Below are 25,913 nucleotides of genomic sequence, written 5' to 3' on the forward strand. Positions count from 1 at the left end.
GGTCATCCCTTCAGTCCGCTCGAGGCGATGCCCTCGACGAAGTAGCGCTGGCCGAGCAGGAAGATCACCGCGATCGGGATCACCGAGATGGTGAGCCCGGTGAACATGAGCGCGTAGTTGGCGTCGTAGAGCGAGCTGATGAAGCTCTGCAGGCCGAGCTGGATCGTCCAGTTGCTGGGCGTGCGCAGGTAGATGAGCGGGCCCAGGTAGTCGTTCCACGTGGTCACGAACGTGATCAGCCCGAGGCTCGCGAGGGCCGGGACCGAGAGCGGCAGCATGATGCGGCGCCAGATCGCGTACTCGCTCAGCCCGTCGAGCCGGGCCGCCTCGGAGAGCTCCTCGGGGATGGTCTCGTAGAACTGCTTCATGAGGAACACGCCGAAGGCGCCGAAGGCCTGGATGAGGACGATCGCCCACAGCGTGTCGGTCAGGTGGACCTTCGACATCATCACGAACTGCGGAATCATGTAGGACTGCCACGGCACGGCGATGGTGCCGATGTAGAGCAGGAAGAGCACGTCGCGGCCGGGGAACCGGATCCGGGCGAAGCCGTAGGCGGCGAACGACCCGGTCAGCAGCTGCAGGAACGTCACGACCACCGAGAGCAGCATCGTGTTGCGGATCCACGTCACCATGTCGGACTTGGACCAGATGTCGACGAAGTTGTGCCAGCGGAAGGTGTCCGGGATCCAGTTGATCGGGACGGAGAACACCTCGTTGGCCGACTTCAGCGAGCTCATCACCATCCAGAAGAACGGGGTGAGCAGCGCGACGGACGCGATGAGGAGGACGACGTAGACGACCGCCTGGCCGATACGGCGCCCGGGCGTCATGCGGTTCTGCTGCCCTGCCGATGACGGCGTGCCGTCACCGGGGTGCTCGGCAGGCGCGGCGGGCGGGGCGGTGAGCGAGAGGTCCATCAGGCATCCCTCCGCTTGTTGATGAGGAAGACGACGAGGGTGACGAGGAGGCAGAGCGCGAAGAGCACGACCGAGGCGGCCGACGCGTAGCCGAACTGGCTCTCCGTGAAGCCCTTGGTGTAGATGAACTGCGAGATCACGGTGGTCGACTGGCCCGGCCCGCCGTGGGTGAGCACGAGGATGAGGTCGAAGATCTTGAACGAGTTGATCGTCAGGATCACCGTGATGAAGAACGTGGTCGGCCGCAGGCCCGGGAGGGTGACGTTGCGGAACCGCTGCCAGGCGCTGGCGCCGTCGATCCGCGCCGCCTCGTAGAGCTCGCGCGGCACCGTCTGGAGGCCGGCGAGGAAAAGGATCATGTAGTAGCCCATGTCGCGCCAGGTGCTCACGATGGCGACGGCGGGCATCGCCCAGTGCGTGCTGGTCAGCCAGCCCGGCGGGTGGTCCACGCCCACGAACCGGAGCAGTGCGTTGATCGGGCCCGCGTCGGGGGAGAACATGATGTTCCAGACCATCGCGATCGCGACGATCGAGGTGATGTAGGGGAAGAACGCCGCGGTCCGGAAGAACGCCACTCCCCGGAGCTTGGTGTTGAGCAGCAGCGCGAGGCTCAGCGAGACCACCAGCGTCAGCGGGATGTGCATCGCCGAGTAGTAGAAGGTGTTCGTCACCGCGGTGTGGAAGCTGCGGTCGTGGACCAGCCGCTTGAAGTTGTCCAGACCGACCCACTGCGACGTCCCGAAGACGTTCCAGTTCGTCAGGGACATGTAGAACAGCGTCACCACGGGCACGAGGGTCAGCAGTCCGAAGCCGAGGAAGTTGGGCAGGATGAAGCTCATCCCGACCAAGGTGTTCCTCCGGCTGGTTCGTGTTCGTGGTCGCCGGGCGCGGCGCGGTGTCCGTCCGGCGGTGGCGATCGTCGCCATGCGGAGCCTCCAGAGTCTTGCGGTGGACGGGTGGCCGCCCGGAGGGGCGGCCACCCGCACGGATCAGCCGAGGATCAGCCGACCTCGTTCTTGAAGCGGTCCTCCGCCTCGTCGATCGCGTCGTCGGGCGACTTGGAGCCCGACATGATCGCGGTGTGCAGGTCGCCCAGGATCCCCTGGACGGCGGCGGTCTTGTCCGAGGTGGGGTTCTCGGGCAGCGTCTTGTGCGTCGCCCAGGCGAACTTCGAGAGGTCGTCGGTCGGGGCGCCCGGGACGGCGAAGTAGGTGTTGATCACTGCGTCGTTGATGAGCGCCGGCGTGATGCCGATGCCGGCCAGCATGTTGGCCGCCTCCTCGCTGGAGGCGAACTGGAGGAACTTCTCCGCGGCGTCCTTCTTGGCACCGTCGGCGTGCGCGTTGACGGCGAAGCCGGTCGGGTCACCGAAGGTCACCGGGGTGTTGCTCGTGCCGGCCGTGGAGCTGTCCATCTGCGGAACCGGCGCGAAGCCCCAGTTGAACTTGTCGGCCTCACCCGAGGCCTGCTGGCTGATCAGGGTGGCGACGTACCACGAGCCCATCAGCATGGTGGCGGCGTGCTGCTTGCCGAACTCCGCCTGGTAGGTGAGCTGGTTGGCCTTCTCGGTGTTGAAGTCGACCTGGAGGCCGTCCTTCTGCAGGCCGACGGTCCGCTCGTAGGGCTCCTTGAGGTGGGAGAAGTCGCCCTTGAGGATGTCAGCACCCGACTGTGCGTTGGCCAGGCCCTGCACCGTCGACTGCCAGTTGTGGAGGTACGCCGCGTAGGCGCCCTTCGGCAGCCCGGCCTTCAGCTTCTGGAGGTTGGCGACGTAGTCGTCCCAGGTCCAGGACCCGTCGGGGTAGGTGACGCCGGCCTTGTCGAAGAGGTCCTTGTTGTAGAACATCACCCACGAGTCCATGCGGTAGGGCAGGGCGTAGGTCTTGCCGTCGACCTTGTAGGAGTCGGTGCCGCCGATGCCGTCGGGCGCCTTGAGGTCGGAGACGTCGGCCAGCTGGCCGCCCTTGACGAAGGTCGGGAGGTACTTGACCTCCTTCTGGGTGATGACGTCCGGGCCCTTGCCGGCGGCGAGGTCCGCGGTGAGGAGCGTGTTGTAGTTGGTGGCGTCGTACTCCTTCACCTGCACCTTGTAGTCCGGGTACTTCGCGGAGAAGGCGTCGGCCAGCTTCTGGAACTCGGGCGTCGTGGAGAGGCTCCAGCCGGAGACCGTGATGGTGGTCGGGCCGCCCGAAGAGCCGCTGCTCGAGTCTGAGTCTGATCCGCCCCCACATGCGGTCAGCGCCAGTGACGCTGCGGCGAGTGCCGCTACCGCGGCGATGGTGCGCTTCATTACTGCTCCTTCTGGTCTTCTCGGGGACCGGTGAGTGCTACCGGGCCGCGGGGGCGGTCCGGTGATGAAGGTTGCTGCTGGTCGTGTGGCCGTCGGGCCAGGTGACCGTGACCGACCGGAGGTGCTGGTCGGTGATCTCGACCCGGGCCCGATGGGACCGAGGCACGTCCGCGCCCGTCAGCTCGACGAGAACGGCCACCCAGTCACCGACGGCGACTGGAAACTCGAGGGTGGGGATGACCGCCGTCCCCAGCGGGGTGGCGTCGACCCGCGTGTCCAGGGCGGGCGCCCCGTTCCCGCGTACGGCGACGAGGCGGCTCGTGAGGCCGTCGGCGACCGCGACGGCCGCGTCGTCCTCGACGCGTCCGGCCGGGGCCGCCCCGGCGACCGGCCAGCCGCCGATGCGCAGACGCAGGTCGGCCTCGCGCCTGCCCTCCGCGAGGCTCTCCACCTGCGCCAGCCGCAGCTCCCACGGGCCGCGCACGAGCGAGTGAGTCGTCACCCGGCCGGCCACGTCGACGGCCCCGGCGAGGCCCGAGCCGTGCCGCTGCCGGCCGTGGTCGGGCTCGAGCAGGTGGGCGTCCCAGGTGGACGCCGCGACGCCGACGCCGTCGGCCACCTCGACGCCCAGCAGCGTCATGCCGGCGCGGTGGGTCGCCGCACCGTCGCGGTCGACGAGGGCGACCGACTGCTCGACCGGGTCGGTCCAGGCGCGGTCGTCGAGGACCGGCGGGGTCGCGGTGGAGTAGCCGAGCCTGGTGTAGAGCGGTGAGTCGCCGACGAGGACGCCCTCGTCGTCGTGGTCGGTGCCGTGGTTGACGACGCGCACGATCCCGTCCGCTCGCGTCCCGGAGACCAGCCATCCGGCCGCCCGGACGGCCCGGAGGTCGTCGCGCTCGTCGACGGGCAGCGGCACCGACGGCGCGCTCCAGACCGGGTGGCCCTCGGGCAGCGCGACGCCGAGCAGGCCCTTGGCCGCCCAGTAGGGCGAGCCGGGGCCGGAGTAGGACTGCGCGAGGCGGCGCCACTCGCTGTACCAGCCCATCGAGAGCAGGTCGCGCTCGTCCGGGACCCCGTGCGCGGCGAAGTGGCCGACGACGCGGTCGGCAGCGTGCCGCAGCTGTCCGGCCTCGAGCGACGGGACGCCGGCCATGGCCCCGACCCAGAACGGGGCGGCCGCCGCGAAGCGGTAGATGAGGCTGCGGCCCTGCTGCAGCGGCGAGCCGTCGCCGCCGACGAGCGCGACCGCGTCGAGCAGGAAGCGGTCGAGCCGGGCGACATCGGCGGTGGTGCGGTCGCCGGCGAGGTCGGCGGCGCCGGTCATCCGGGACCACAGGACAGGGTAGGTGTGCAGCGCCCACCCGTTGTAGTGGTCGAAGGAGCGCTCCTCGCCGTCCGCGAGCCAGCCGTCGGCGCGGACGAAGGAGTCGTGCCGGGCCAGGTCGGCGGCGATGTCGTCGGCCGACCAGGGCCCACCGACCGAGCGCAGGAAGGTCTGTACGACGGTCCGGAACCACACCCAGTTGGTCTGGGGGTAGGTGTCGTCACCGACGACGGGAGCGAGGTAGTCGACGACCCGCTCCTGCGTCGTGGCGTCGAGTCGGTCCCAGATCCACGGGCGCGTCATGTCGAGGATGAGGGCGAGGGACGCCGCCTCGACCTTGGCCTGCGGGTGTTCGGTGAGCCGGACCCAGGCCTCGGGCGAGCTCCGGTCGACGCCGGCGGTGATGCCGCGGGCGTAGCGCTCGGCCAGCTCGTCGAGGCCCTCGCCCTGGGCGCCGGCCAGCCGGAATCCGGCGAGCAGGAACGTGCGGGCGAACCCCTCCAGGCCGTCGACGGCACGGCCGTAGCCGCCCTCGGCGCCCGGCGGCGTGATCAGCGCGCCGCTCGGGGACGCCCAGGCCTGGGCGCCGTCCAGGAGCCGGTCCGCGTAGGCCAGCCACTGGTCGCGGGTCCAGTCGCTGCCGGTGCGGTGCGAGCCGACACGGCCTGGTCCGTACGACGTCACGCTGCTCCTCGGTCGATGTGGTCGCGATCACCTTTTCGTGATCGATTTGGGAGGCTAGCAACCGAATCCGTTCACAACAAGCCCCTTTCGCTCATTGGTTTTGATTGGTTATGATCGATTTATGAGATTCAGGGGGCCCGTCGCCGGAGTGGTCGAGAGCGCGCTCTCCGCGCGTCCCGCCGCCTCCGCCGACGAGCTGGCGTTGGCGCTGGGCGGACTCCTGCTGCCCGTCGGCGACGCGCTCCCGGTCGCTCCTGCGACGGACCGTGCCGTCTGGGACGTGGTGGACGGGATCGTCGACCGCCCGGCGCTCGAGGACCTCGTCGCGCGGGCCACCGCCGACCTGCACGAGCCGTGGCCGGTGCCCCTCGCGAGCGACGCCGCCCGGGTGCACCGCGACGGCGACCGGGCGACCTGGGAAGCCGCTGCGTTCGCCCGCCAGCACCGGCTCAGTCGGGCCGCGGTCGTGGCAGCGGCGACCCTCGACGACCGGTGGCTCGACCAGGTCGCCGACGGCGTGTGGCTGCTCTGCGAGCAGAGCTCGTGGTGCTGGCCGGCGCACGACGACGTCCGAGCGCGACACGGCTCGGTCCTGGCCGACGTCACCGACCCGTTCCTGGACCTCGGCGCCGGCGAGGCCGTCGCCCAGCTCGCCTGGATCGACCACCTGCTGGCCGCTCCCCTCGACGAGCGCTACCCCGGGCTGCGCGCCCGCATCCGGCACGAGGCGCGGGCCCGGGTCCTGGCGCCCTTCCTGGCACGGCGCGACTGGCACTGGCTCGGCCTCGACGGACACGTGCACAACTGGAACCCGTGGATCCACGGCAACGTCCTCGTCGCCGCCCTGCAGCTCGAGGACGACCCGCGGGACCGGGCCCGGCTCGTCGCCCACGTCGTCGAGGGGCTCGACCGCTACGTGGCCGGCCTCCCCGAGGACGGCGCGATCGACGAGGGCTACGGCTACTGGTGGAACGGTGCGCTCCGCGCGCTGGAGGCCCTGGACGTGCTCAGGCATGCGACGGCGCACCGGGTCGACGCCGCTCCGGCCGTCGCGGCACTGCGCGAGACGGTCTCGTTCCCCCACCGGATGCACCTCGGCGGCGACTGGTACCTCAACCTGGCCGACGGCCAGGCGCGCCCACCGGCCGACCAGCCCTGGCACGCGCTGCACCGGGCGGCACGACGCTCGGGGAACGAGCAGGCGCTCGCCCACGCGTCCTCCTACCGAGTGCCGGGGCGACCGTCGGCCGACGAGTCGACCGGGCTCGGACGGCTGCTGCGCGGGCTCACCGAGGTCGACTGGCTGCGCGCGGAGCGGACCACTCCCCCGCTGCCCCGCGAGACGTGGCTGCCGTCGACCCAGGTGCTCGTCGCGCGCGAGCGGAGCGGCTCCGCGTCAGGGCTGACGCTCGCAGCGAAGGGCGGCCACAACGGCGAGAACCACAACCACAACGACGTCGGGACCTTCGTGGTCGCCTCCGACGGCGTTCCGGTGGTGGTCGACGCCGGCCGGCCGACGTACACGGCGCAGACCTTCGGCCCCGACCGCTACGCGATCTGGACCATGCAGAGCTCGTGGCACAACGTGCCCGAGGTGCGGGGCGTGGCCCAGGCGGAGGGGGCGCACGCAGCCGCGTCGGACGTGACAGCGACCGCGACGACCGACCGTGCGCAGCTCGCCCTCGAGCTGGCCGCGGCCTACCCGGGCGAGGCGCCCTCGTCCTGGCGGCGGCGCGTCCGGCTCGAGCGGACCCCGCACTCGCGCGTCGTGGTCGAGGACGCCTGGGACCTGCCACCCTGGGGCGGCGACGGCGCCGAGCCGGCGACCACGCTGCACCTGCTGCTCGCCGGTGACGTCGAGGTCGTGCCGCAGGGGGCTCGGGTGAAGCCGCTCGACGGCGCGACTCCGGTCCTCGTGAGCTGGGGGGACCTCCCGGCGAGGACGCGAGTGCGCACGCTCGACGATCCGATGCTCAGCGACGTCTGGGGAGAGCGCCTCACGCGGGTCGAACTCGACGTAACCGGCCTGACCACAGCCCGCGTCACGGTAGAACTGGACGCACCGACCACACAGGACCCGAGATGACCGATCAAACGCAGCACGCACCGCTCGCACCGGCACGACGCGCGCGCGTCCTCGCCGCCCTGCACCGCGACGGCGTCGTCCGCATCTCCGAGCTCATCGACAGCCTCGGCGTCGCCCCCGTCACGCTGCGGCGCGACCTCGCCGAGATGGAGCGGGAGGGTCTCCTCCGCCGCGTCCACGGCGGGGCGGTCACCGTGCAGGCGCCGCCGGCGCGCCGTGGGGCCCCGGCACAAGGCGCAGCGCCCGCTGCGGGCGACGACGGCGGCGCGATCGCGGTCCTGGTGCCCTCGCTGAACTACTACTGGCCGGGCGTGGTGCGCGGCATGGAGGCCGAGGCGCAGCGCCTGGGCCTGAAGCTGCTGCTGCGCGGCGCGTCCTACGAGCTGCAGGACGAGCGGCCGGTCCTCGAGCGCCTCATCACCAGTGAGGACATCCGGGGGCTGATCGTCGCCCCGAACACCGACACCGCCCACACCGCGGATGTCGTCCAGTGGCTGGCGGATGCTCCGATCCCGGCGGTCCTCGTCGAGCGCGACGCCATCAGCCTGCCCGGGCACGAGCCGATGGAGTCCGTCACCACCGACCACGCCCTCGGGGCGGGGCTGGCCGCTCGGCACCTCGCCGCGACCGGGCACCGCGAGGTCGGCCTGGTCCTCTCCCGCTTCTCCCCGACCTCGCGCAAGATCGCGGCCGGCTGGCACGCCGCGTGCACGGAGCTCGGTCTCAACAACCCACCCGAGCTGGACGCCTTCCTCCCCGACCGGGCCAGCCCCGAGTTCTCCGACACCGTCAACGCCACGCTCGACGCAGCGCTGGCGAAGGGCGTGACCGGACTCCTGGTGCACTCCGACCCGGAGGCGATGGCGGTCATCGACCTGGCCCTCATCCGCGGCATCTCGGTGCCCGGCGACCTGTCGGTGGTGGCGTACGACGACGAGGTGGCTCAGCTCTTCTCCCCCGCTCTGACGGCGGTCAGCCCGCCGCGGCACGCCGTCGGCGAGGCGGCGGTCGACCTCCTGGCCAAGCGGCTGGCGAACCCCGACCGCCCGGTGCACCGGGTGGCGCTGAGCCCCGAGCTCAACGTGCGGGCCTCGACGGCGGCGGCCCCCGGGGCCTGAGGGCTCGTCTCAGGTGGCGTGGGCGGTCCCGGGCGCAGGCTCGGGACGGTGCACACCGCGCGGCCGGTAGCCGAGCTCGTCGGACAGGCCGAGGACGTCGGCCAGCAGCCAGAGCGTGGCCAGCCACATCTCGGTGCCCTGGAGCCCCGGCACCGTGTCCGCCGAGCGTCCGCCGGGAGCCGTGGCGCGGAAGCCGAACCCGGCCCCGTCCTGCCACTGCCCGAGGACGTCGACCGCGAGCCGCGCTGCCGTCGCTCGAACCTCCTCGGCGCGGTGGCCGGTGTGCCGTGTCAGCCAGAGCGGGTGCGCCACGTCGAGCACGTTGCACGCCGTGTGGCGCCCGGGTCCGAACCACCGCGTGTCCTGCGCATGGGCGAGGACCGTGTCGACGACCCGCTGTGGATGGGGCAGCGGCAGGCCGAGCTGGGCGAAGGTGCCGCGGGTCGTCCGGTAGAAGCCGTTCACCGGCTGCAACAGACCTTCCTCCGCGGTGCTCCGTCCCCACACGCCGGTCATCGGGTCGGCCCGTCGGACGAGCCATCCGATCAGCGCGTCCGAGGTCCCGGAGACACCCGCCTCGCCCATCGCGGCGTTCCACACCAGCGCGGTCGCCCAGGCGTCGACGGCATGGCCGGCACTCCAGGCGCGGTCGCCCCAGGGCAGCGCCTCCAGGGCAGGGACGAGCTCGTCGGCGCTGAGCCGGGCCGCGAAGCGGATCGGCACCCGGAAGCCGGAGCCGAGCAGCGAGAGGGCGTGGCCGACGCTCAGGATGTGGTAGCTCTCGACCGGGTCCGGCCAGCCCGCGCCCGGGCGCCCGCAACGCAGGTCGGCGCCGAGCTCGGCGACCAGACCGGTCGCCTCGTCCTGCCACGCCCGCAGCCGCGCCAGCTGCTCGTCGGCCGGGAGCTGGGTCGGCGCCTCGCCGAGGAGCAGGTCTGCGATCTCGACGGCGTCGCACTGGGCCCGCACCGTCGGCGCGACACCGGGGCGGTCGGCGAAGAGGCCGACGGCGGGGTCCCAGCACCGGGCGATGACGTCGTACGCCTGGTCGCGGGCGCGGTCGGCCACAGCCCGGAGGGAGGCGGCGAGGTCGCCGTCGCGGCCTCGGCCCGCCGCGTCGCTCGCCGCACCGGCCGGCGGGACCCGCCACCGGAGGAGACGTGCGGGGTTTCCGCCGACGACGGCGCCCGCGGGCACGTCCTTGGTCACCACCGCGCCTGCTGCGAGCACGGACCGGTCCCCAACGGCGACGCCATCGAGGACGATGACGTGGGAGCCGATCCAGACGTCGTTCCCGACCGTGATCCCCTTGCTCGTCAACGGCTGGCGGAACACCTCCGTCTCCGGGTCGGCGAAGCTGTGGTTGAAGCCGAGCAGCGACGTGTGCGCCCCGATGCGCACCGCGTCGCCGATGACGACGTTGCCCCGCACGACCGCGTACGGGTTGATCGAGCAGTCCCGGCCGGTCGTGACGGACCCGGTCAGGTAGGCGCCCGCCGCGACGTAGGAGCGCGGACCCAGCACGAGGACCTCGTTGTCGACCGACGCGAACCGGGAGAGCAGGGCCCGGTCGCCGAAGGCCCATCCCGGACGCCGCCCGAGCTGTTCGCCCTGCCACGCCAGCTGACGCTCCTGCTCCGGACCGGGGACGTCGGTCCAGAACGTCCACGGCGAGAAGTCGAAGCCCTGCGCAACAGCCGGGTCCGTGCTCACCCCTGTGTCTGCTGGACGTAGACGAGCGCGAGCCGGGCGTTGTAGCCGCTCGTGCCGTTGGTCCCGAACTCGACGTCCACGACCCCCGGCGCGGTGAGCGTCACCGTCTGCGCGACGGGCGTGGCCGCGCCGGTCGAGGTCCCCGTCCGCCTGGTCGCGGTCCCACCCGCCCTGACCGTGCTGTAGATCTGGGTCGTGTTTCCCGGCCGCGGGGCCTGGACGGCCACGACCTGGTAGGTCCCGGCCGGCAGCGACAGGTGGTAGGTGACCGGCTTGTTGTAGTCGGCGCCGACGTAGGACGAGCCCCAGTCCGTCGGGTCGCCCGCCGCCAGCGTCGTGGCCGCGGTCGAGTAGCCCCACGTCGATCCTGCCGTCGTCCCGTCCCACTTCTGGTCGGTCGAGTCGTTCAGCAGCTGCGGGAAGGTCTGGTGCACACCGGTGAACAGCGACCCCGGCCCCGAGGCCGACGAGCCGGAGTCGATGAAGTAGCGCAGGTCCGCCGGGGCGACCAGGGCGGTGGCGCTGAACCGCTGGTAGACGCCCGAGGCGAGCTTCACGCTCGTCCGTCCGGTCACGTCAACGGTGGCCAGCTCGGCCGTCGCGGCGACGGCGTCGGCCGCGGTGGCCGACCAGGTGACCGGCACGGACGTCCCGTCGAACGACAGGCTCGCGGGAAGCGCGCCGCCGGACGGTACCGCGACGACTCCCATGTCCCGCACGTCGGCGCTGTCGTCCACCCCGACCAGCCGCTCCGCGGCGGCCGCCAGCCTCGCGGCGAGAGCGTCGGCGCCCTCGGTGTCGAGGCCGTAGGGGCGCGGGTGCCGCAGCGCCCACTCGGCGTCGGCGCGGATGTCCGCGAGCGGCTTCCACGTCGCGGGGTTGTAGTCACCCTCGTGGAGCTGCGCGGTCCGCTCGACGGCGGCCCGCAGCGCGGTCGTGTCGGCCTCGGCGGAGTCCGCGTTCGCCTTGACGACACCGACGGCGTCGATGTTGATCGAGGCGGAGTTGGCCGTCTCGAAGGTGACCGTGTGCCGCCCGTTGCGCAGGCCGCGCAGGGTGAACGTCGTCCGCTCGCTGCCGGCGCTCCAGGTCGGGGCCGACGTCGCGACCTGCACGCCGTCGACGACGACGTTCAGCTTCGTGGTGCCGGGGTTGCCGCCGATGATGTCGAGGCCGGTGCCCCGGAACGTGTACGACATCGTGGCGCCCTGGCCGGTCGAGCGGGACGCGGTGCGCTGCCACTCGAACATGCCCTGGCCGTTCACGTGGCTCCACTGGTCGTCGAACTCCAGCACCGGCCGGGAGGTGTCGGCCCAGCTGGTCTGGTGCATCCCGTCGATGATGTCGGTGTAGTAGGGCGTGTAACCGGGGACGGTGGTCACCTCGAGGTTGTCGAACTGGGTGAAGGTGAACCCCGAGCCGAGCTGGATGCGGCCCGTCGCCTGCGGCGTGGGATCGGTGTACGAGGTCACCTCGACACCGTTGATGTAGGCGGTGTAGACGTCGCCCGCCACCTGCACGGCGACCCTGTTCCACGCGCCTGCCCCGGCGGCGAACCTCGTCCCGGGCTCGTCGCCGGCGTTGCCCCGTGCGACGACGCTCCCGAAGCGCTGGAACGTCCAGGCGCCGGTCGGGTCCAGGCGCAGCTCGGCGGCGGAGACGTTCTGACCGTTGGCCGTGCCGCCCTGCTCGCGAGCGCCGACGGTCGCATAGGTGCCCGTCGCGTCGTCGAACCGGACGTCCACGGACACGCGGTAGTTGGCCCAGCGGTTGTCACCGATGGTGGTCTTCGGGTCGCCCCCGTTCCAGGCGCCGCCGGCCATGCCGGTGCCGATCTGCTGGCGCAGGACCCGGCCGTGGCTCCTGTCGGCGGTGGCGACGGACTCGAAGGCGCCGTTGGTGTCGTCGGTGTAGCGCGGTGTGGCGCCGTCGTCCTCGGGCTGGACGTCCGGGGTCCCCGCCGGCTTCGGCTTCGCACCGCGGCTGTCCAGGTAGGACTCGCCGGAGTCGACCAGCCGGTGCCGGCGCGGGTCGTAGGACTTGATGTCGGGCTCACGCGAGTAGTCGAAGTCGTCGGCGTACAGGACGTCGTCGTGCGTGTCGCCGTTGCGACGGCCGGTGCGGTCGGTGTCCAGGACGTCGCGGCCGCCGTTCCTGTCGGTGTACTCCCGCGACGTCGGCAGGTTGTTGCCGTAGCCGTCCCGTGCGGTGAGCGATCCGTGCGAGCCGCGCGTCGCGTGGTCGAGGGTCGTCGCCGTGACGGTCGACCACGGCTTCACCGTGACGGTGTAGGTGCCGTCCGCATCGGGGCGGATCTCCTGGAGCGGCTTGACGTAGTTGGCGTCGTACGCCTCGCCGGCATCCGCGGCGCGCGTCTCCCACACCTCCATCGTCTTGTCCCTGCCGAGGTCCATGCCGTCGGCGGTGACGCGGTAGGTCTTGGTGTACTTGCTGTCGTTGACGATGACGGTGGAGAAGTCGCTGGCGTCGGGCGCGGCCAGCGTCGTGTACGACGCGCCGCCCTGGCGCGCGCCGCTCGGCGGGTTGCCGGTGCCGAGCTCGCTGCCCGAGGCCTGCGGGACCGCCCGCCAGATCCCGTTGGCGTCGGCGTCACCGGTGGGGTTCTCCCACCCGAGGGTGGCGAACTGGGTGAACTGCTGGAGGACGGCCAGGCCGCCGTCGTAGTAGATCCAGCCCGACCACGGGTCGCGGGCGCTGACGAGCTCCTTGGAGGAGTACTGGAAGCCGTCGTAGAACGACCCGATCGCCGGCTGGAAGACGTAGAGGCTGCGGCGGGAGCTGGCGAAGCCGGTGGTGACCCAGTTGGCCATCTCCAGGGGGCTGTTCGTCCCGCCGATCTCCGTGCCGGTGCCGCCCTGCTCGTCGCTGTTGGTGTTGTTGGGGCGGTCGGCGGTGTTCGAGAAGGTGGCCTGGCCCTCGGAGTTCCACACCTCCTTGTCGAGCACCTCGGCGATCTTCTTCAGGTTGCCGTGGGAGTCGTCGGCGCTGCTGTAGTGGAACCCGACGACGTCGACGGCGTCGCGCAGGGACGAGTCGGCGGGGTCGGTCATCTGGTCGCCGAAGTTCGTCGGCGGGGTGCCGACGGTGTCGGCGGCGACGGTCCTGATGCTGTGGAAGAGGTTCGCCTCGGTGGCCGACGCGAAGCCGTTGTTCGGGTCGTCGGCGGTGGCGCCCTCGTAACCCTTCGCATCGTTGCGCAACGACGCGGAGAACTGCTTGTAGAGGTCCTCGTTCGGGTTGCCGGTCTCGTTCGTGTCCGGGTTGATCGAGTCGACCATGATCCCGTACTCGCGGTAGGCGGCGAGCACGGTGTTCTTGAACCAGATGTACTGGTCGGCGTTGCTCTTCACCCACGTCGGGGTGTTCCAGCGCAGGATGCTGACCTGGAGGGGCCTCTTCGCGACCTTCTGCGCGTCTGCGGCGAGCTGGAACCCCGGCTCACGCTGGACGTTCGGGTACTCGTCCCGGGTGCGCATGCTGCCCGGGTTCGGGCCGGTGGACGTGTTGCGGTCGTTGCCCATCTCGATCTTGACCGTGTCCATGATCGGGTGGTCGCCCCCGAACAGCGTCTCGATGAGCTCCCAGTACTTCTCCGGGTGCTCGGCCTTGTAGTCCATCAGCAGCGAGCTGGTGGAGTTGGCCGTCAGGACGCCGAAGCCCTTGAACGTGAGGCCGTTGCGGTTCTGCGCCGCGGCGGCCACGTCTGTCCCCTTCACCGTGATCTGCACGGCGTCCTCAGGCGCGCCGGAGCCGGCCGCCGCGACGGCGGGCGTGGCAGTGGCGGCGAGAACGGCGAGGCTGGCTGTGCCGATCGCGAACCGCAGCGCGGTGCGGCTGCTGCCCTCGCTGCCGTGCGGGCGGGTACGGCCTTCGTTCTGCATCGTGACGTCTCCCTCTCGGTCCGTGCCGGGACCGAGGGACGGGCCGCGATCAACGGCCTCGCTCCCGCCAACGACCTCTTTTGATCGTTTTAGATCGGTCTTGCCCGGCGTTGCTTCAAATTAGAGCAACTGTGTCCGTTGTCACAAGAGTCAGCCACAACTCGACCAAAAGAGGACATCCCGCGCTCGGGCGGGAGCGCGCACGGCGCCGTTGGGCTCAGGTCAGCGGCACGCGTCGCTCGGCGGCCGGCCAGTCGAGACCGGGCCGCGGTTCGAAGCGGCCCAGGTCGCTCGTCCGCCGCAGCAGCGCCCGCATCGCGGCCAGGTCGGGCAGGTCGGCGCCCAGCGCCCGGGCCTGCACCAGGGCGTTGCCGACCGCGGCCGCCTCGGACGGGCCAGCGATCACCGGGAGGCCGCAGGCGTCGGCGGTGAGCTGGCAGAGCAGTGCGTTCTGCGAGCCGCCGCCCACGACGTGCACGACGTCGACGGAACGGCCGGAGAGCTCGAGGGCCGTGCGGAGGTGCCGACGGTAGGCCAGGGCGAGCGAGTCCAGGATGCAGCGCACCAGCGCGGGAGCCGATGCCGGCGTCGGCTCACCGGCCTCCTCGGCCAGGGCCAGCACGCGCTCCGGCATCGGGTCGTCGGCCGTCGTCGGCGCGAGGAGCCGTACGTCGTCGATGTCGACGACCGTGCGCAGTGCCGGCTCGCCGGCCGCTGCGTCGAGCAGGCCCGGCAGGTCGGCGTACTCGCCCGTCGCCGACCACGAGCGGACGCACTCGGAGAGCACCCACAGGCCGGTGACGTTCTTGAGGAACCTGACCGTGCCGTCGAGCCCGCCCTCGTTGGTGAAGTCCGCCCGCCGCGCCGCCTCGCTCAGGACCGGCTTGTCGAGCTCCACCCCGACCAGCGACCAGGTCCCGGAGGAGATGTAGGCGAAGGAGTCCGACCCGGCCGGGACGCCGACGACCGCGGACGCGGTGTCGTGCGACGCGACGGCGATGACCGGCACGTCCTCTCGGAGGTCCAGCTCGGCGGCCAGGGCCGGCCTGACACGGCCGATGATCTCCCCCGGCGAGCGCAGCGGAGGCAGGATCGTGGACGGCAGTCCCAGCCTCTCGACCAGACCCACCGCCCACTCGCGGGTCGAAGCGTCGTAGAGCCCGGTCGTCGAGGCGTTCGTCCGCTCGGCACCGACCTCGCCGGTCAGCCAGTAGCCGAGCAGGTCGGGCAGGAGCAGGAGGGTGCGGGCCGACTCGAGCGCCGCACTCCCCGTGGCGGCCACGAGCTGGAACACCGTGTTGAAGGGGAGCTCCTGCAGGCCCGTGACGGCGTAGATCTCCGGGGCCGGCACCGTCGCGTAGACCCGCGCGGGGATGCCGGCGGTGCGTCGGTCGCGGTGGCTGACCGCGTTCCCGAGCAGCCGACCGTCGCCGTCGAGCAGTCCGTAGTCGACGGCCCACGAGTCGATGCCGATGCCGTGCACCGGCCCGGTGGCGGCGACCTTCCTCAGGCCGGCCAGGACCTCGCGGTGGATGCCCACGACGTCCCACACCAGCTCGTCGCCGACCTGCACGGCGGCGTTGGGGAAGCGGTGCACCTCCGTCAGCTCGAGCCGGTCCCGGCCGACGACCGCCGCCATGACCCGACCGCTGGTCGCGCCGAGGTCGACGGCCGCCAGCCGCAGCTCCTGCCGGCTCATCGCAGGAAGGCCGCCGCCACGCCCGCGTCGACCGGGATGTGCAGTCCCGTGGTGTGGCTGAGCTCGGCGGTGCACAGCACGAAGACCGCGTTGGCGATGTTCTCGGGCAGCACCTCACGCTTGAGGATGGTGCGCTGGGCGTAGAACCTGCCCAGGTCCTTCTCCTCCACCCCGTAGACCGCGGCACGGTTGGCTCCCCAGCCGCTCGCGAAGATGCCCGACCCCTGGACGACGCCGTCCGGGTTCACGCCGTTGACCTTGATGCCGTGCTCCCCCAGCTCGGCGGCCAGCAGCCGCACCTGGTGGGCCTGGTCGGCCTTCGCCGCGCCGTACGCGACGTTGTTGGGGCCGGCGAAGATCGAGTTCTTGGACGAGATGTAGACGATGTCGCCGCCCATGCCCTGCTCGATCATCACCTTCGCCGTCGCCCGGGAGACCAGGAAGGAGCCCTTGGCCATCACGTCGTGCTGGAGGTCCCAGTCCTGCTCGGTGGTCTCCAGCAGCGAGCGCGACAGCGACAGCCCGGCGTTGTTGACGACGAGGTCGACACCACCGAAGGCGAGGACCGCGGCGTCGACGGCGGCCTGCACCGCGGCACCGCTCGACACGTCGACCTGGACGCCGACGGCGACGTCGGCGGAGCCGAGCTCGGCCGCTGCCTCCTGTGCCTTCTCCAGCGACAGGTCGGCGATCACCACGCACGCTCCCTCCGCGGCGAGCCTGCGCGCCGTCGCCCGGCCGATTCCCGAGGCCGCGCCGGTCACCAGCGCGACCCGGGTGGCGAGCGGCTTGGGCCTCGGCATCCGCTGGAGCTTGGCCTCCTCGAGCGCCCAGTACTCGATGCGGAACTTCTCCGCCTCGTCGATCGGTGCGTACGTCGACAGGCCCTCCGCGCCGCGCATGACGTTGATCGCGTTGACGTAGAACTCGCCGGCGACCCGGGCGGTCTGCTTGTCCTTGCCGAAGCTGAACATCCCGACACCCGGGACCAGCACGATGAGCGGGTCCTTGCCGCGGATCGCCGGTGACTCCGGCTCGGCGTGCCGGTCGTAGTAGGCCTGGTAGTCCTCGCGGTAGGCCACCGCGAGCTCCCGGAGCCGGGCGACCGACTCCTCGACGCTCGCGGACGCGGGCAGGTCGAGGACCAGCGGCTTGACCTTGGTGCGCAGGAAGTGGTCCGGGCAGCTGGTGCCGAGCGCGGCCAGCCGGGGGTGCTCGGTGGAGCCGAGGAAGTCCAGGACGACGTCGGAGTCGGTGAAGTGGCCGACCATCGGCCGGCCACCCTCGGACCCGGCACCCGACGCGATGCCCCGGATGGCCGGGGCGAGCGCTGCCGCCTTGGCGCGTCGCTCGGCGTCGGGCAGCCCGGCGTACCCCTCGAGGGCGGGACCGAAGGGCTCCGGCCTGCTGTGCTCGGCGATGTAGGCGGCTGCGGTGTCGATGATCCAGAGCGAGTTGCGCTCCGACTCCTCGCTGGTCTCGCCCCACGCGGTGATGCCGTGGCCGCCCAGGATGCACCCGATGGCCTGCGGGTTCTGCTCCTTGATCCGGGCGATGTCGACGCCGAGCTGGAAGCCGGGCCGGCGCCACGGCACCCAGACGACCCGTCCGCCGAAGACCTCCTTGGTCAGCGCCTCGCCGTCGGCGGCGGTCGCGATCGCGATCCCGGCGTCGGGGTGCAGGTGGTCGACGTGGGCGGCGTCCACGAGACCGTGCATGGCGGTGTCGATGGACGGGGCGGCGCCCCCCTTGCCGTGCAGGCAGAAGTCGAAGGCCGCCACCATCTCGTCCTCCCGCTCGACGCCCGGATAGACGTCGACGAGGGCACGCATCCGGTCGAGGCGGAGCACGGCCAGGCCCGTCTCCTTCAGCGTGCCGAGGTCACCGCCGGAGCCCTTGACCCAGAGCAGCTCGACCGGCTCGCCGGTGACCGGGTCGGTCTCGGTGCCCTTGGCGGAGGTGTTGCCGCCCGCGTAGTTGGTGTTCCTCGGGTCCGCGCCCAGTCGGTTGGAGCGGGCGATCAGCTCCTGCGGGGTGCTCATGTGAGTCAGTTCCATCCTGCCTGCGTCCCGCCCACGCGGTCCGCCTCGATCTGTTCCTGGTAGCCGCTGGCGAGGTAGGCCCGCATCGGGTCGGCGGGCAGCCCGCGCTCCTCGCGCCAGGCGGCGAGGTGCGGTCGGACGTCGGTGTAGAAGGCGTCCATGAAGATCTCGTTGGCCAGCAGGACGTCGCCGTCCTCCTGCGCCCGGGTCAGCGCGTCACGGTCGACGAGCAGCGCGCGTGCGGTCATCTCCTGCACGTTGAGCACCGACCGGATCTGGCCCGGGACCTTCTTCTCGATGTTGTGGCACTGGTCGAGCATGTAGGCGACGTCGCTGTCCGGCCCGAAGGCCCCGCCGCGGATGCACTCGAAGAGGATGCGGAAGAGCTGGAACGGGTCGGCCGCCCCGACGATCAGGTCGTCGTCGGCGTAGAAGCGGCTGTTGAAGTCGAACGACCCCAGCTTCCCCAGCCTGATCAGCTGGGCGACGATGAACTCGATGTTGGTGCCCGGGGCGTGGTGGCCGGTGTCGAGGCACACCACCGCCCGCTCGCCGAGCGCGGCCACCTGGACGTACGACGTGCCCCAGTCCGGGACGTCGGTGTGGTAGAACGCCGGCTCGAAGAGCTTGTACTCAAGCACCAGTCGCTGGTCGCCGGAGAGGCGGTCGTAGATCGTCCGCAGGCTCTCGGCGAGCCGGTCCTGCCGGCCGCGCATGTCGGCCTGGCCGGGGTAGTTGGAGCCCTCGGCCAGCCAGATCTTGAGGTCGCGCGACCCTGTCGCGCCCATGATCTCGATGCACTCGAGGTGGTGCTCGATCGCCTTCTGGCGGATCCGGCGGTCGGTGTGGGTGAGGGCGCCGAGCTTGTAGTCGTCGTCCTGGAAGGTGTTGGAGTTGATCGTGCCGAGCCGTACGCCGAGGTCCTCGGCGTACCGCCGCAGCTTGTCGTAGTCGTCGACCCTGTCCCACGGGATGTGCAGCGCGACCGACGGCGCCAGCCCGGTGAACCGGTGCACCTGGGCGGCGTCGGCGAGCTTCTCCTCGACCGTGCGCGGCGTCCCGGGCGTGCCGAACACCTTGAACCTCGTCCCCGAGTTGCCGTAGGCCCAGGAGGGCACCTCGATCGCCTGGCCCTCGAGGAGAGGGGCGATCTGCTCGAACCGTGTGGTCATCTCACTTCGCTTCCGTCTGATCTGCTGTGCCGAGCTGGTCCTCGAGGTGGAAGATCTCCTCGAGCACCAGGAAGCCGACGTCCGGGGCCGACTCCCCGAGGTCCTCGAAGAACTCCGCCATCTCCCCCTGCCACCGGGCGTTGACCTCGTGCGCTGCCATGCCTGCCTGTGCCTGCTCGAGGGACGGCGTCTCCAGGTAGCCGATGAGCAGGCCGTCGCGGCGCAGGAAGAGCGAGTAGTTGTGCCAGCCGGTCTCGTGCAGGGCCCGCAGCATGTCGGGCCACACGGCCGCGTGGCGCCGCTTGTACTCCTCCAGCCGGTCGGGCCTCACCTGGAGCTGGAAGCACACGCGTTGCATCGGGTCCGTCCTCTTGATCGTGGTGGTTGGGGTCGACGCGTCGGTTCGCCGAGGTCTCGAGACGGGCCCCGCAGCCCCTCGCACGTTCGGGTCTGCGGGTCCCTCCTCGACCTGATCGCCTGTTCCGGCCCTCGCAAGCTCGGGCCGGGGGCGATCAGAAGTTGAACTGGTCGATGTTGTCCTTGGTGAAGACGAACGGGTCGCCCAGCAGGACGGTCGCGTCGGCGCCGACCTTGAACTCGCCGAGCTTGCCGGCGGTGAACGTGTCACCCTCCTTGCCGCTGATGTCGCCCTTGACCAGCGCATCGGCCGCGTACGCCGCCAGGTAGCCCAGGTCCTCGGGGTTCCACAGCGCGAACGACGTCACGGTGCCGTCCTTGACGTACTCCTTCATCTGGTTCGGGGTGCCCAGACCGGTCAGTGCGACCTTCCCCTTCGACGAGGAGGTCGACAGGTAACGGGCCGCAGCCGCGATGCCGACGGTGGTCGGCGAGATGATCCCCTTGAGGTTCGGGTGCTTCTGCAGCAGGGCGGCCGTCTGGTCGAACGACTTCTGGTCGTCGTCGTCGCCGTAGACGGTGTCGACGAGCTTGATGTTCGGGTGGTCGGCCAGGTCCTTCTTCATCAGGTCGATCCACGCGTTCTGGTTGGTCGCGTTGGCCGCGGCCGACAGGATCGCGATCTCCCCGGAGTCGCCGATCTGCTGGGAGATCAGGTCGATCTGCGCCTTGGCGATGCCCTCGGCGGTGGCCTGGTTGACGTAGAGGTCGCGGCACGACGGGTCGGTGTCGGAGTCGAAGGTGACGACCTTGGTGCCCGCGTCGCGCGCCTCGTTGAGGGCGTCGCAGATCGCCTTCGGGTCGTTGGCGGAGACGACGAGGGCCTTCACGCCCTGCTGGGCCGCGGTGTTGATGAACGGCACCTGGGCGTCGGGAGAGGCGGCGTCCGGGCCGACCTCCTGGAACTTGCCGCCGATCTCGCCGACGGCCTTCTTGCCGCCCGCGTCGCTGGTGTCGAAGTAGGGGTTGCCGAGGTTCTTCGGCATGAAGGTGATCGAGACGTCGCCTCCACCGCCGCCACCGCTGGCCTTGGCGCCACCATCGCTGTCGCTGCCGCCACACGCGGTCAGGCCGAGGCTGGCGGAGAGCGCGACCGCGGCGACCGCGACGATCCGTCGGTTCCGGAACTTCATCGTTCGTTACCTTTCATTCGGGTTGGCTGCGGCGACCGCACGCCGACTGGAGGGGCGCTTGCCCCTGGTCCTTGCCCTGAGGAGACCCGAGGCCAAGGCGAGGAGGCTGGTGGAGAGGACGGAGAGCACCAGGAGCACTCCGATCACGATGTTGATGAGGTTGACCGTCTGGCCCTCGAGGCGCATCGCGCTCGAGATGATCCCGATGAGGACGACGCCGGCGACGACGCCGTGGAGTGCGCCGCGGCCGCCGAAGACCGACACCCCACCGAGGACGACGGCGGCGATCACCTGCAGCTCGAGGCCGGTGGCGTTGTCGCCGCGGGCGCTGCCGTAGCGCAGCGTGTAGTAGACGCCCGCGAAGGCGGAGACGGCCCCGCTGATGACGAAGAGCCAGAACTTCGTGAGCTCCACGTCGACGCCGGTGAAGTGCGCGGCCTCGGCGTTGTGCCCGATCTCGTAGATGCCTCGCCCGAAGTTCGAGAAGTGCAGCAACCAGACGGCGAGGACCAGCAGCACGACGAACGGGATGAGGATCGTCGGATAGCTGGTGCCCGGCCCGAAGATCCGCTCCTTGGCCAGGTCGGTCCAGCGCTCGGGGAAGTCGGTGACCGCCTTGGTCCCGAGCAGGCCGACCGCGACGCCCCGGTAGAGCGCCATCGTCCCGATCGTGACGGCGAGCGACGGCAGGCCGACGTACGACACGAGGAAGCCGTTGGCCGCTCCGCAGACCGCGCCCACGGCCATCGCGGCGAGTGCCGCGAGCGGGATGGACAGGCCCGCGTCCTGGTGGAGGACGCCCACCAGCACGCTGGACAGCCCGACGACGCTCGCGACCGACAGGTCGATCTCGGCAGTGATCATGATCATCGCCATCGGCAGAGCGATGAGCAGGATCGGCGCGATGTCGAGGAAGAGGTAGTAGAGCGTGAGCGGCCCGTCGAAGTTCGGGACGTTGCCGAGCGAGTAGAGGTAGACGATCCCGAGCAGCGCGATGATCGCGAACTCGCGGGTCAGCAGCGCCCGCCGCCACAGCGGGGCGGCGTACGACGGATAGCTGCGTGCGGGCGCGGCGCCCTCCGGCCGGGAGGCGGTGGCGGTGCTCATGCGGGGGTCCCTGCCTTCCTGCGGTCCGGCTCGCGCCGGGCCAGGTCGCGAGCGGCGACCAGCTGTCGCTCTTGGCGGGCCGCGAGGACCCGGTCGAGGACGATGGCGGCGATGATCAGCGCGCCGACCACGGCCCGCTGCCAGAAGTCGGAGATGCCGACCATCGGCAGTGCCCGGTTGATCGTGATCAGGAGGACCGCACCGAGCGCGGCTCCCCAGACGGTGCCGACGCCGCCCGCGATCGCGACGCCGCCGATGACCGCCGCGCCGACCGCCTGCAGCTCCAGGCCGGAGCCGGCGCCGGAGGAGACGGTGCCGTAGCGCGCGGCGTAGACCACCCCGGCGACGCCGGCCAGGGCGCCGCTGAGCACGAAGGCGACCAGCACCCGGCGGATGACGGGAAGGCCGTAGAGCGTCGCGGCGTCGGGGTCGGAGCCTGTCGCGTAGAGCTCGCGCCCGCCCCGCGCGGTGCGGAGGTAGTAGCCGACGACGGCCATGACGGCCAGGGCGATGAGCATCACCACGGGCACCGACAGCACCGAGGCGGTGCCGAGGTCGTTGAACCCCTGCGGGAAGTCGTCGGCGTTGACCCGGTCGCTGCCGGCCCAGCTCAGGAAGACGCCGCGGTAGATGTAGAGGGTGCCCAGGGTGATGACCATCGCGGGCACCCGGCCGTAGGCGACGAGGAGGCCGTTCACCAGCCCGAGCAGGCCGCCGAAGGCGAGTCCGATGACGAAGACGGCGACCACGGGCATGCCGGGCGAGGCGATGAAGACCTTGCCGGTGAGGTACGCCGTCAGGCCGAGCGTCGAGCCCACGGACAGGTCCACGTTGCGGGTGATGATCACGACCGCCTGGCCGACGGCGAGGATCAGCAGGAGCGCGGGCGAGACGAGCAGGTTGCGCCAGCCGTCGGAGCTGAACACGAAGCCGCTGCTCTTCAGCGTGGTCAGGACGACCAGCAGGACCAGCACCGCGCCGATGGCGATCTCACGCGAGCGCAGCAGCGTCCCGAGCACGCGTGCTGCGGCCGGCTGGGCGCTCGGCTCGACGAGCAGGGTGTCGCTCATCGGGCCCCCCGTCCGGGCGCCGGCCGAGAGGCGGGTGCGGTGATCATGCGGTGACCTCGCTCTTCTGCTCGTCCGCGGCGGCCGCGGTGGCATGGGCACTGGTCCGGGTCGCCGCGCGCATGACGCGCTCCGGCGTCGCCGCGGCGCGGTCGAGCTCGGCGGTGATCCGGCCCTCGCAGACGACGAGGACGCGGTCGGCCATGCCCAGCACCTCGGGCAGCTCGGAGGAGATCATCAGGATCGCCATGCCCTGCCCCGCGAGCTCGGACAGGAGCCGGTGGACCTCGGCCTTGGTGCCGATGTCGATGCCCCGGGTGGGCTCGTCGATGATCAGCAGCCGCGGCTCGGTCGCCAGCCACTTGGCGATGACGACCTTCTGCTGGTTGCCGCCGCTCATCGTGCTCGCGCGCATGTCCAGCGCGCTGGTCTTGACCTCGAGACGACCGGCCCATGGACCGGCCGCGCGGTTCTCGGCGGCACTCGTCAGGACGCCGGCGCGGGCCAGCCCGCGCCGGATCACCGAGCCGACGTTGCGGGCCACCGACTCCTCGATGACCAGGCCCTGCCGGCGCCGGTCCTCGGGGACGAACGCCATCCCGGCCCGGATCGCGGCGCGCGGGTTGTGGGCGGGCACCTTCCGGCCGAGCAGCCGCACTGCTCCGTCGTCGTACCGATCCACGCCGAAGACGGCGCGGGCGATCTCGGAGCGCCCGGCGCCGACGAGCCCGGCGAGCCCGACGATCTCTCCCGCGCGGACCTCGAAGGAGACGTCGTGGAAGACGCCCGCCGAGGTGAGCCCGTCGACCTCGAGGACGACGTCGCCGACCTCGGCCGGGGTCTTCGGGAAGAGCTCGGCCACCTCGCGGCCGACCATCCGGGAGACGATCGCGTCCACGTCGGTGTCGGTGGTCCTGTCGGTCGAGACGTAGCTGCCGTCGCGCATCACCGTGATGTGGTCGCAGAGCGCGAACACCTCGTCGAACCGGTGGGAGATGAAGACCAGGCCGCGCCCCTCGTCGCGGAGGCTGCGGGCGATCGCGAAGAGGCGCTCGACCTCGACGCCGCTCAGGGCGGCGGTCGGCTCGTCCATGATGAGGAGCGTCGCGTCGAGCGAAATGGCCTTGGCGATCTCGATGACCTGCTGGTCCGCGATGGACAGGCCGCGGGCGGGGCGGCGCGGGTCGATGTGGACGCCGAGCCGGGCGAAGAGGCGGTCGGACTCGTCGTACATCCGGCCGTAGTCGATGCGACGGCCCCGGCCCCGGGGCTGGCGGCCCATGAAGATGTTCTCCGCGACCGAGAGGTCCGGGAAGAGCGTCGGCTCCTGGTAGATGACCGCGATGCCGGCGGCCTTCGACGCTGCCGTCGTGGCGAAGTCGACGTCCTCACCGAGGAACCGGAAGACGCCCTCGTCGCGGCGGTGGACGCCGGCGACGATCTTCACCAGCGTCGACTTGCCGGCGCCGTTCTCGCCGACGACCGCGTGGATCGAGCCGCGCTCCACCGTGAGGCTTCCGGAGCGCAGCGCCACCACGCTCCCGAACGACTTGGCGACGTCGCGCAGCTCGAGCACCACAGCGCTCGCTGCCCGGTCCTGCATGCCGCCTCCTTTTGAAACGTTTTAATTCGACGCTGCAGGACGCTAGGTGACAGCGATCACAGCCGTCAAGGGGCATCGGTCGATTTCACTCGGCCGGACCGCCCCGGTGCGGAGCCGGCCGCATTGACAGACCGACCTTTGACCGTTTCAATCTGCTGCAGCCTGTCGAGGAGGGAAGCGTGGCTCAGCAGTCGCTCACCGCCTCGGTCAAGGACGTCGCCGCTGCCGCGGGCGTCTCCCTCGGCACCGTCTCCAACGTGCTCAACCGTCCCGACCGCGTGGCCGCGGCGACCCGCGAGAAGGTCGAGCGCGCGATGGCGGAGCTCGGCTTCGTGCGCAACGAGTCCGCGCGCTCGCTGAGAGCCGGGCGGACCCGCACCCTGGCCTACGTCATGCTCGACGCCGGCAACCCGTTCTTCACCGACGTCGCCCAGGGCATCGAGCACGCGGCCGAGGGCGCGGAGCTCTCGCTCTTCCTGTGCAACAGCGATGCGCGAGCCAGCCGGGAGGCGACCCATCTCGGGCACCTCGAGCAGCAGCGGGTCCAGGGCATCCTCATCACGCCGGTCGACCCGGAGAGTCCCGTGCTCGACGCCATCGCCCACCGGGGGACGCCTCTGGTGATCGTCGACCGGACGCGGCGAGGAGCGCAGTTCTGCTCCGTCGCCGTCGACGACGTCCTCGGCGGCCGGCTGGCGGTCGAGCACCTCGTGGACCGCGGCCACCGCCGGGTCGCGCTCGTCGGGGGTCCGCTCAGCATCGGGCAGGTAGCCGACCGTTTCGAGGGGGCCCGCACGGCGTGGACGTCGGCCGGCCTGCCGCCCGACGACCTGACCCTCCTCGTGGCCGACTCGCTGACCGTCGCCGCCGGCCGTTCGGCGGGAGAGCGGCTGGCCGGCATCCCCTCGGGGCGCCGGCCGACGGCGGCGTTCTGCGCCAACGACCTGGTCGCCCTGGGGCTGCTCCAGCACGCCACGACGACGGGGCTGCAGGTGCCCGAGCAGCTCGCGATCGTCGGCTACGACGACATCGAGTTCGCCGCCGCGGCGGCCGTGCCGCTGACCTCGGTACGGCAGCCCCGGCAGGAGCTCGGCCGCGCCGCGGCCGACCTGGTCCTGGACGAGGCGGGCAACCCGCAGCACGAGCACCGGCAGGTCGTCTTCACGCCCGAGCTGGTGGCCCGGGCGTCGACGCGCGGCTGACAGGCTGGCGACGGTCGCGACCGCTCTTTCCGTTTCGAACGAGTCCGCACATCCCGGCGCGGGTTCTGCTGTCCTAGTTGTGATGCCCAGCCAGGTTGTCCAACCTGGTGATGGGTGCTTGCTTGCCGATTGCTGAGTGGGGCCGGTGGTGGTTGTACTGGTGGACCCATCCTGGCAGGGCCGCGAGTCGGGCTGATTCGGAGTTGTAGAACTTCTTGAACGCCCAGCCCTCGGCCAGAGTGCGGTGGAAGCGCTCGATCTTGCCGTTGGTCTGGGGCCGGTAGGGCCGGGTGCGCTTGGGCGTGATGCCGAGCTCGGCGCAGGTGTCGCGCCATAGGTAGGAGCGGTAGCAGCTGCCGTTGTCGCTGAGAACACGCTGGACGGTGACGCCACGTTCGGCGAACCACGCCACGGCGTTGCGCAGGACGTCGGTG

Annotated in this window: 18 protein-coding genes; 3 read left to right on the top strand and 15 right to left on the bottom strand. The window is 71.2% G+C overall.

What is annotated here, in order from left to right; all coding sequences use genetic code 11:
• Positions 1-2: 2 nt before the first annotated feature.
• The 4 genes from BM236_RS09285 to BM236_RS09300 form a co-directional block, all read right to left on the bottom strand.
• Positions 3-920, bottom strand: coding sequence for a carbohydrate ABC transporter permease (locus BM236_RS09285; protein ID WP_217645276.1), 918 nt, complete (start codon positions 918-920; stop codon positions 3-5).
• Positions 920-1,759, bottom strand: coding sequence for a carbohydrate ABC transporter permease (locus BM236_RS09290; protein WP_245750228.1), 840 nt, complete (start codon positions 1,757-1,759; stop codon positions 920-922). Before BM236_RS09290 ends, BM236_RS09285 begins: the two co-directional genes overlap by 1 nt.
• A gap of 161 nt (positions 1,760-1,920) precedes the next feature.
• Positions 1,921-3,210, bottom strand: a complete 1,290-nt coding sequence (locus BM236_RS09295; RefSeq protein ID WP_091122789.1) for an ABC transporter substrate-binding protein — start codon at positions 3,208-3,210, stop codon at positions 1,921-1,923.
• Positions 3,211-3,247: 37 nt separating this feature from the next.
• Complete coding sequence (locus tag BM236_RS09300; protein WP_091122792.1) at positions 3,248-5,218, bottom strand: DUF2264 domain-containing protein; 1,971 nt, start codon at positions 5,216-5,218, stop codon at positions 3,248-3,250.
• Between the two features lie 121 nt (positions 5,219-5,339).
• Between BM236_RS09300 and BM236_RS09305 the strand changes: the two genes are divergently transcribed.
• Positions 5,340-7,304: a heparinase II/III domain-containing protein gene (locus BM236_RS09305; protein ID WP_091122794.1), complete on the top strand. Its 1,965-nt coding sequence runs from the start codon at positions 5,340-5,342 to the stop codon at positions 7,302-7,304.
• Entirely contained in the window at positions 7,301-8,422 is a 1,122-nt protein-coding gene (locus BM236_RS09310) for a LacI family DNA-binding transcriptional regulator (protein WP_091122797.1), read from the top strand. Before BM236_RS09305 ends, BM236_RS09310 begins: the two co-directional genes overlap by 4 nt.
• A 9-nt stretch (positions 8,423-8,431) precedes the next feature.
• Here the strand turns inward: BM236_RS09310 and BM236_RS09315 are convergent, their stop codons facing one another.
• The 10 genes from BM236_RS09315 to BM236_RS09360 all read right to left on the bottom strand — a co-directional run bounded on the left by BM236_RS09315 (position 8,432) and on the right by BM236_RS09360 (position 24,277).
• Entirely contained in the window at positions 8,432-10,135 is a 1,704-nt protein-coding gene (locus BM236_RS09315; protein WP_091122799.1) for an acyltransferase, read from the bottom strand.
• A complete protein-coding gene (locus BM236_RS09320; RefSeq protein ID WP_091122801.1) occupies positions 10,132-14,037 on the bottom strand; it encodes a 3-keto-alpha-glucoside-1,2-lyase-like domain-containing protein in 3,906 nt (1,301 codons plus the stop codon). The genes BM236_RS09315 and BM236_RS09320 overlap by 4 nt, the downstream gene beginning before the upstream one ends.
• A 217-nt stretch (positions 14,038-14,254) precedes the next feature.
• Positions 14,255-15,736, bottom strand: a complete 1,482-nt coding sequence (locus BM236_RS09325; RefSeq protein ID WP_091122803.1) for a rhamnulokinase — start codon at positions 15,734-15,736, stop codon at positions 14,255-14,257.
• A complete protein-coding gene (locus BM236_RS09330) occupies positions 15,733-17,778 on the bottom strand; it encodes a bifunctional aldolase/short-chain dehydrogenase (RefSeq protein ID WP_175507622.1) in 2,046 nt (681 codons plus the stop codon). Before BM236_RS09330 ends, BM236_RS09325 begins: the two co-directional genes overlap by 4 nt.
• 5 nt (positions 17,779-17,783) lie before the next feature.
• Positions 17,784-18,950: an L-rhamnose isomerase gene (gene rhaI / locus BM236_RS09335; protein WP_091122807.1), complete on the bottom strand. Its 1,167-nt coding sequence runs from the start codon at positions 18,948-18,950 to the stop codon at positions 17,784-17,786.
• 1 nt (position 18,951) lies between these two features.
• On the bottom strand, positions 18,952-19,308 hold the full coding sequence (locus BM236_RS09340) for an L-rhamnose mutarotase (protein WP_091122809.1): 357 nt from the start codon (positions 19,306-19,308) through the stop codon (positions 18,952-18,954).
• 154 nt (positions 19,309-19,462) lie between these two features.
• Positions 19,463-20,500 (bottom strand): rhamnose ABC transporter substrate-binding protein, encoded by a 1,038-nt coding sequence (rhaS, locus tag BM236_RS09345; RefSeq protein ID WP_091122811.1) that lies wholly within the window; start codon positions 20,498-20,500, stop codon positions 19,463-19,465.
• Positions 20,501-20,506: 6 nt separating this feature from the next.
• Positions 20,507-21,607: an ABC transporter permease gene (locus BM236_RS09350; RefSeq protein WP_091122813.1), complete on the bottom strand. Its 1,101-nt coding sequence runs from the start codon at positions 21,605-21,607 to the stop codon at positions 20,507-20,509.
• On the bottom strand, positions 21,604-22,677 hold the full coding sequence (locus tag BM236_RS09355; protein WP_091122816.1) for an ABC transporter permease: 1,074 nt from the start codon (positions 22,675-22,677) through the stop codon (positions 21,604-21,606). Before BM236_RS09355 ends, BM236_RS09350 begins: the two co-directional genes overlap by 4 nt.
• A gap of 43 nt (positions 22,678-22,720) precedes the next feature.
• Entirely contained in the window at positions 22,721-24,277 is a 1,557-nt protein-coding gene (locus BM236_RS09360) for a sugar ABC transporter ATP-binding protein (protein ID WP_091122820.1), read from the bottom strand.
• A gap of 179 nt (positions 24,278-24,456) precedes the next feature.
• Between BM236_RS09360 and BM236_RS09365 the strand changes: the two genes are divergently transcribed.
• Entirely contained in the window at positions 24,457-25,479 is a 1,023-nt protein-coding gene (locus BM236_RS09365; RefSeq protein ID WP_091122822.1) for a LacI family DNA-binding transcriptional regulator, read from the top strand.
• 73 nt (positions 25,480-25,552) lie between these two features.
• On the opposite strand, the gene BM236_RS09370 is transcribed toward BM236_RS09365, so the two are convergent.
• On the bottom strand, positions 25,553-25,913 hold a 361-nt coding region (locus BM236_RS09370), incomplete at its 5' end, for an integrase core domain-containing protein (protein ID WP_139230068.1).

This window comes from Nocardioides terrae, assembly GCF_900112345.1.
In the GTDB taxonomy this organism is placed as follows: domain Bacteria; phylum Actinomycetota; class Actinomycetes; order Propionibacteriales; family Nocardioidaceae; genus Nocardioides; species Nocardioides terrae.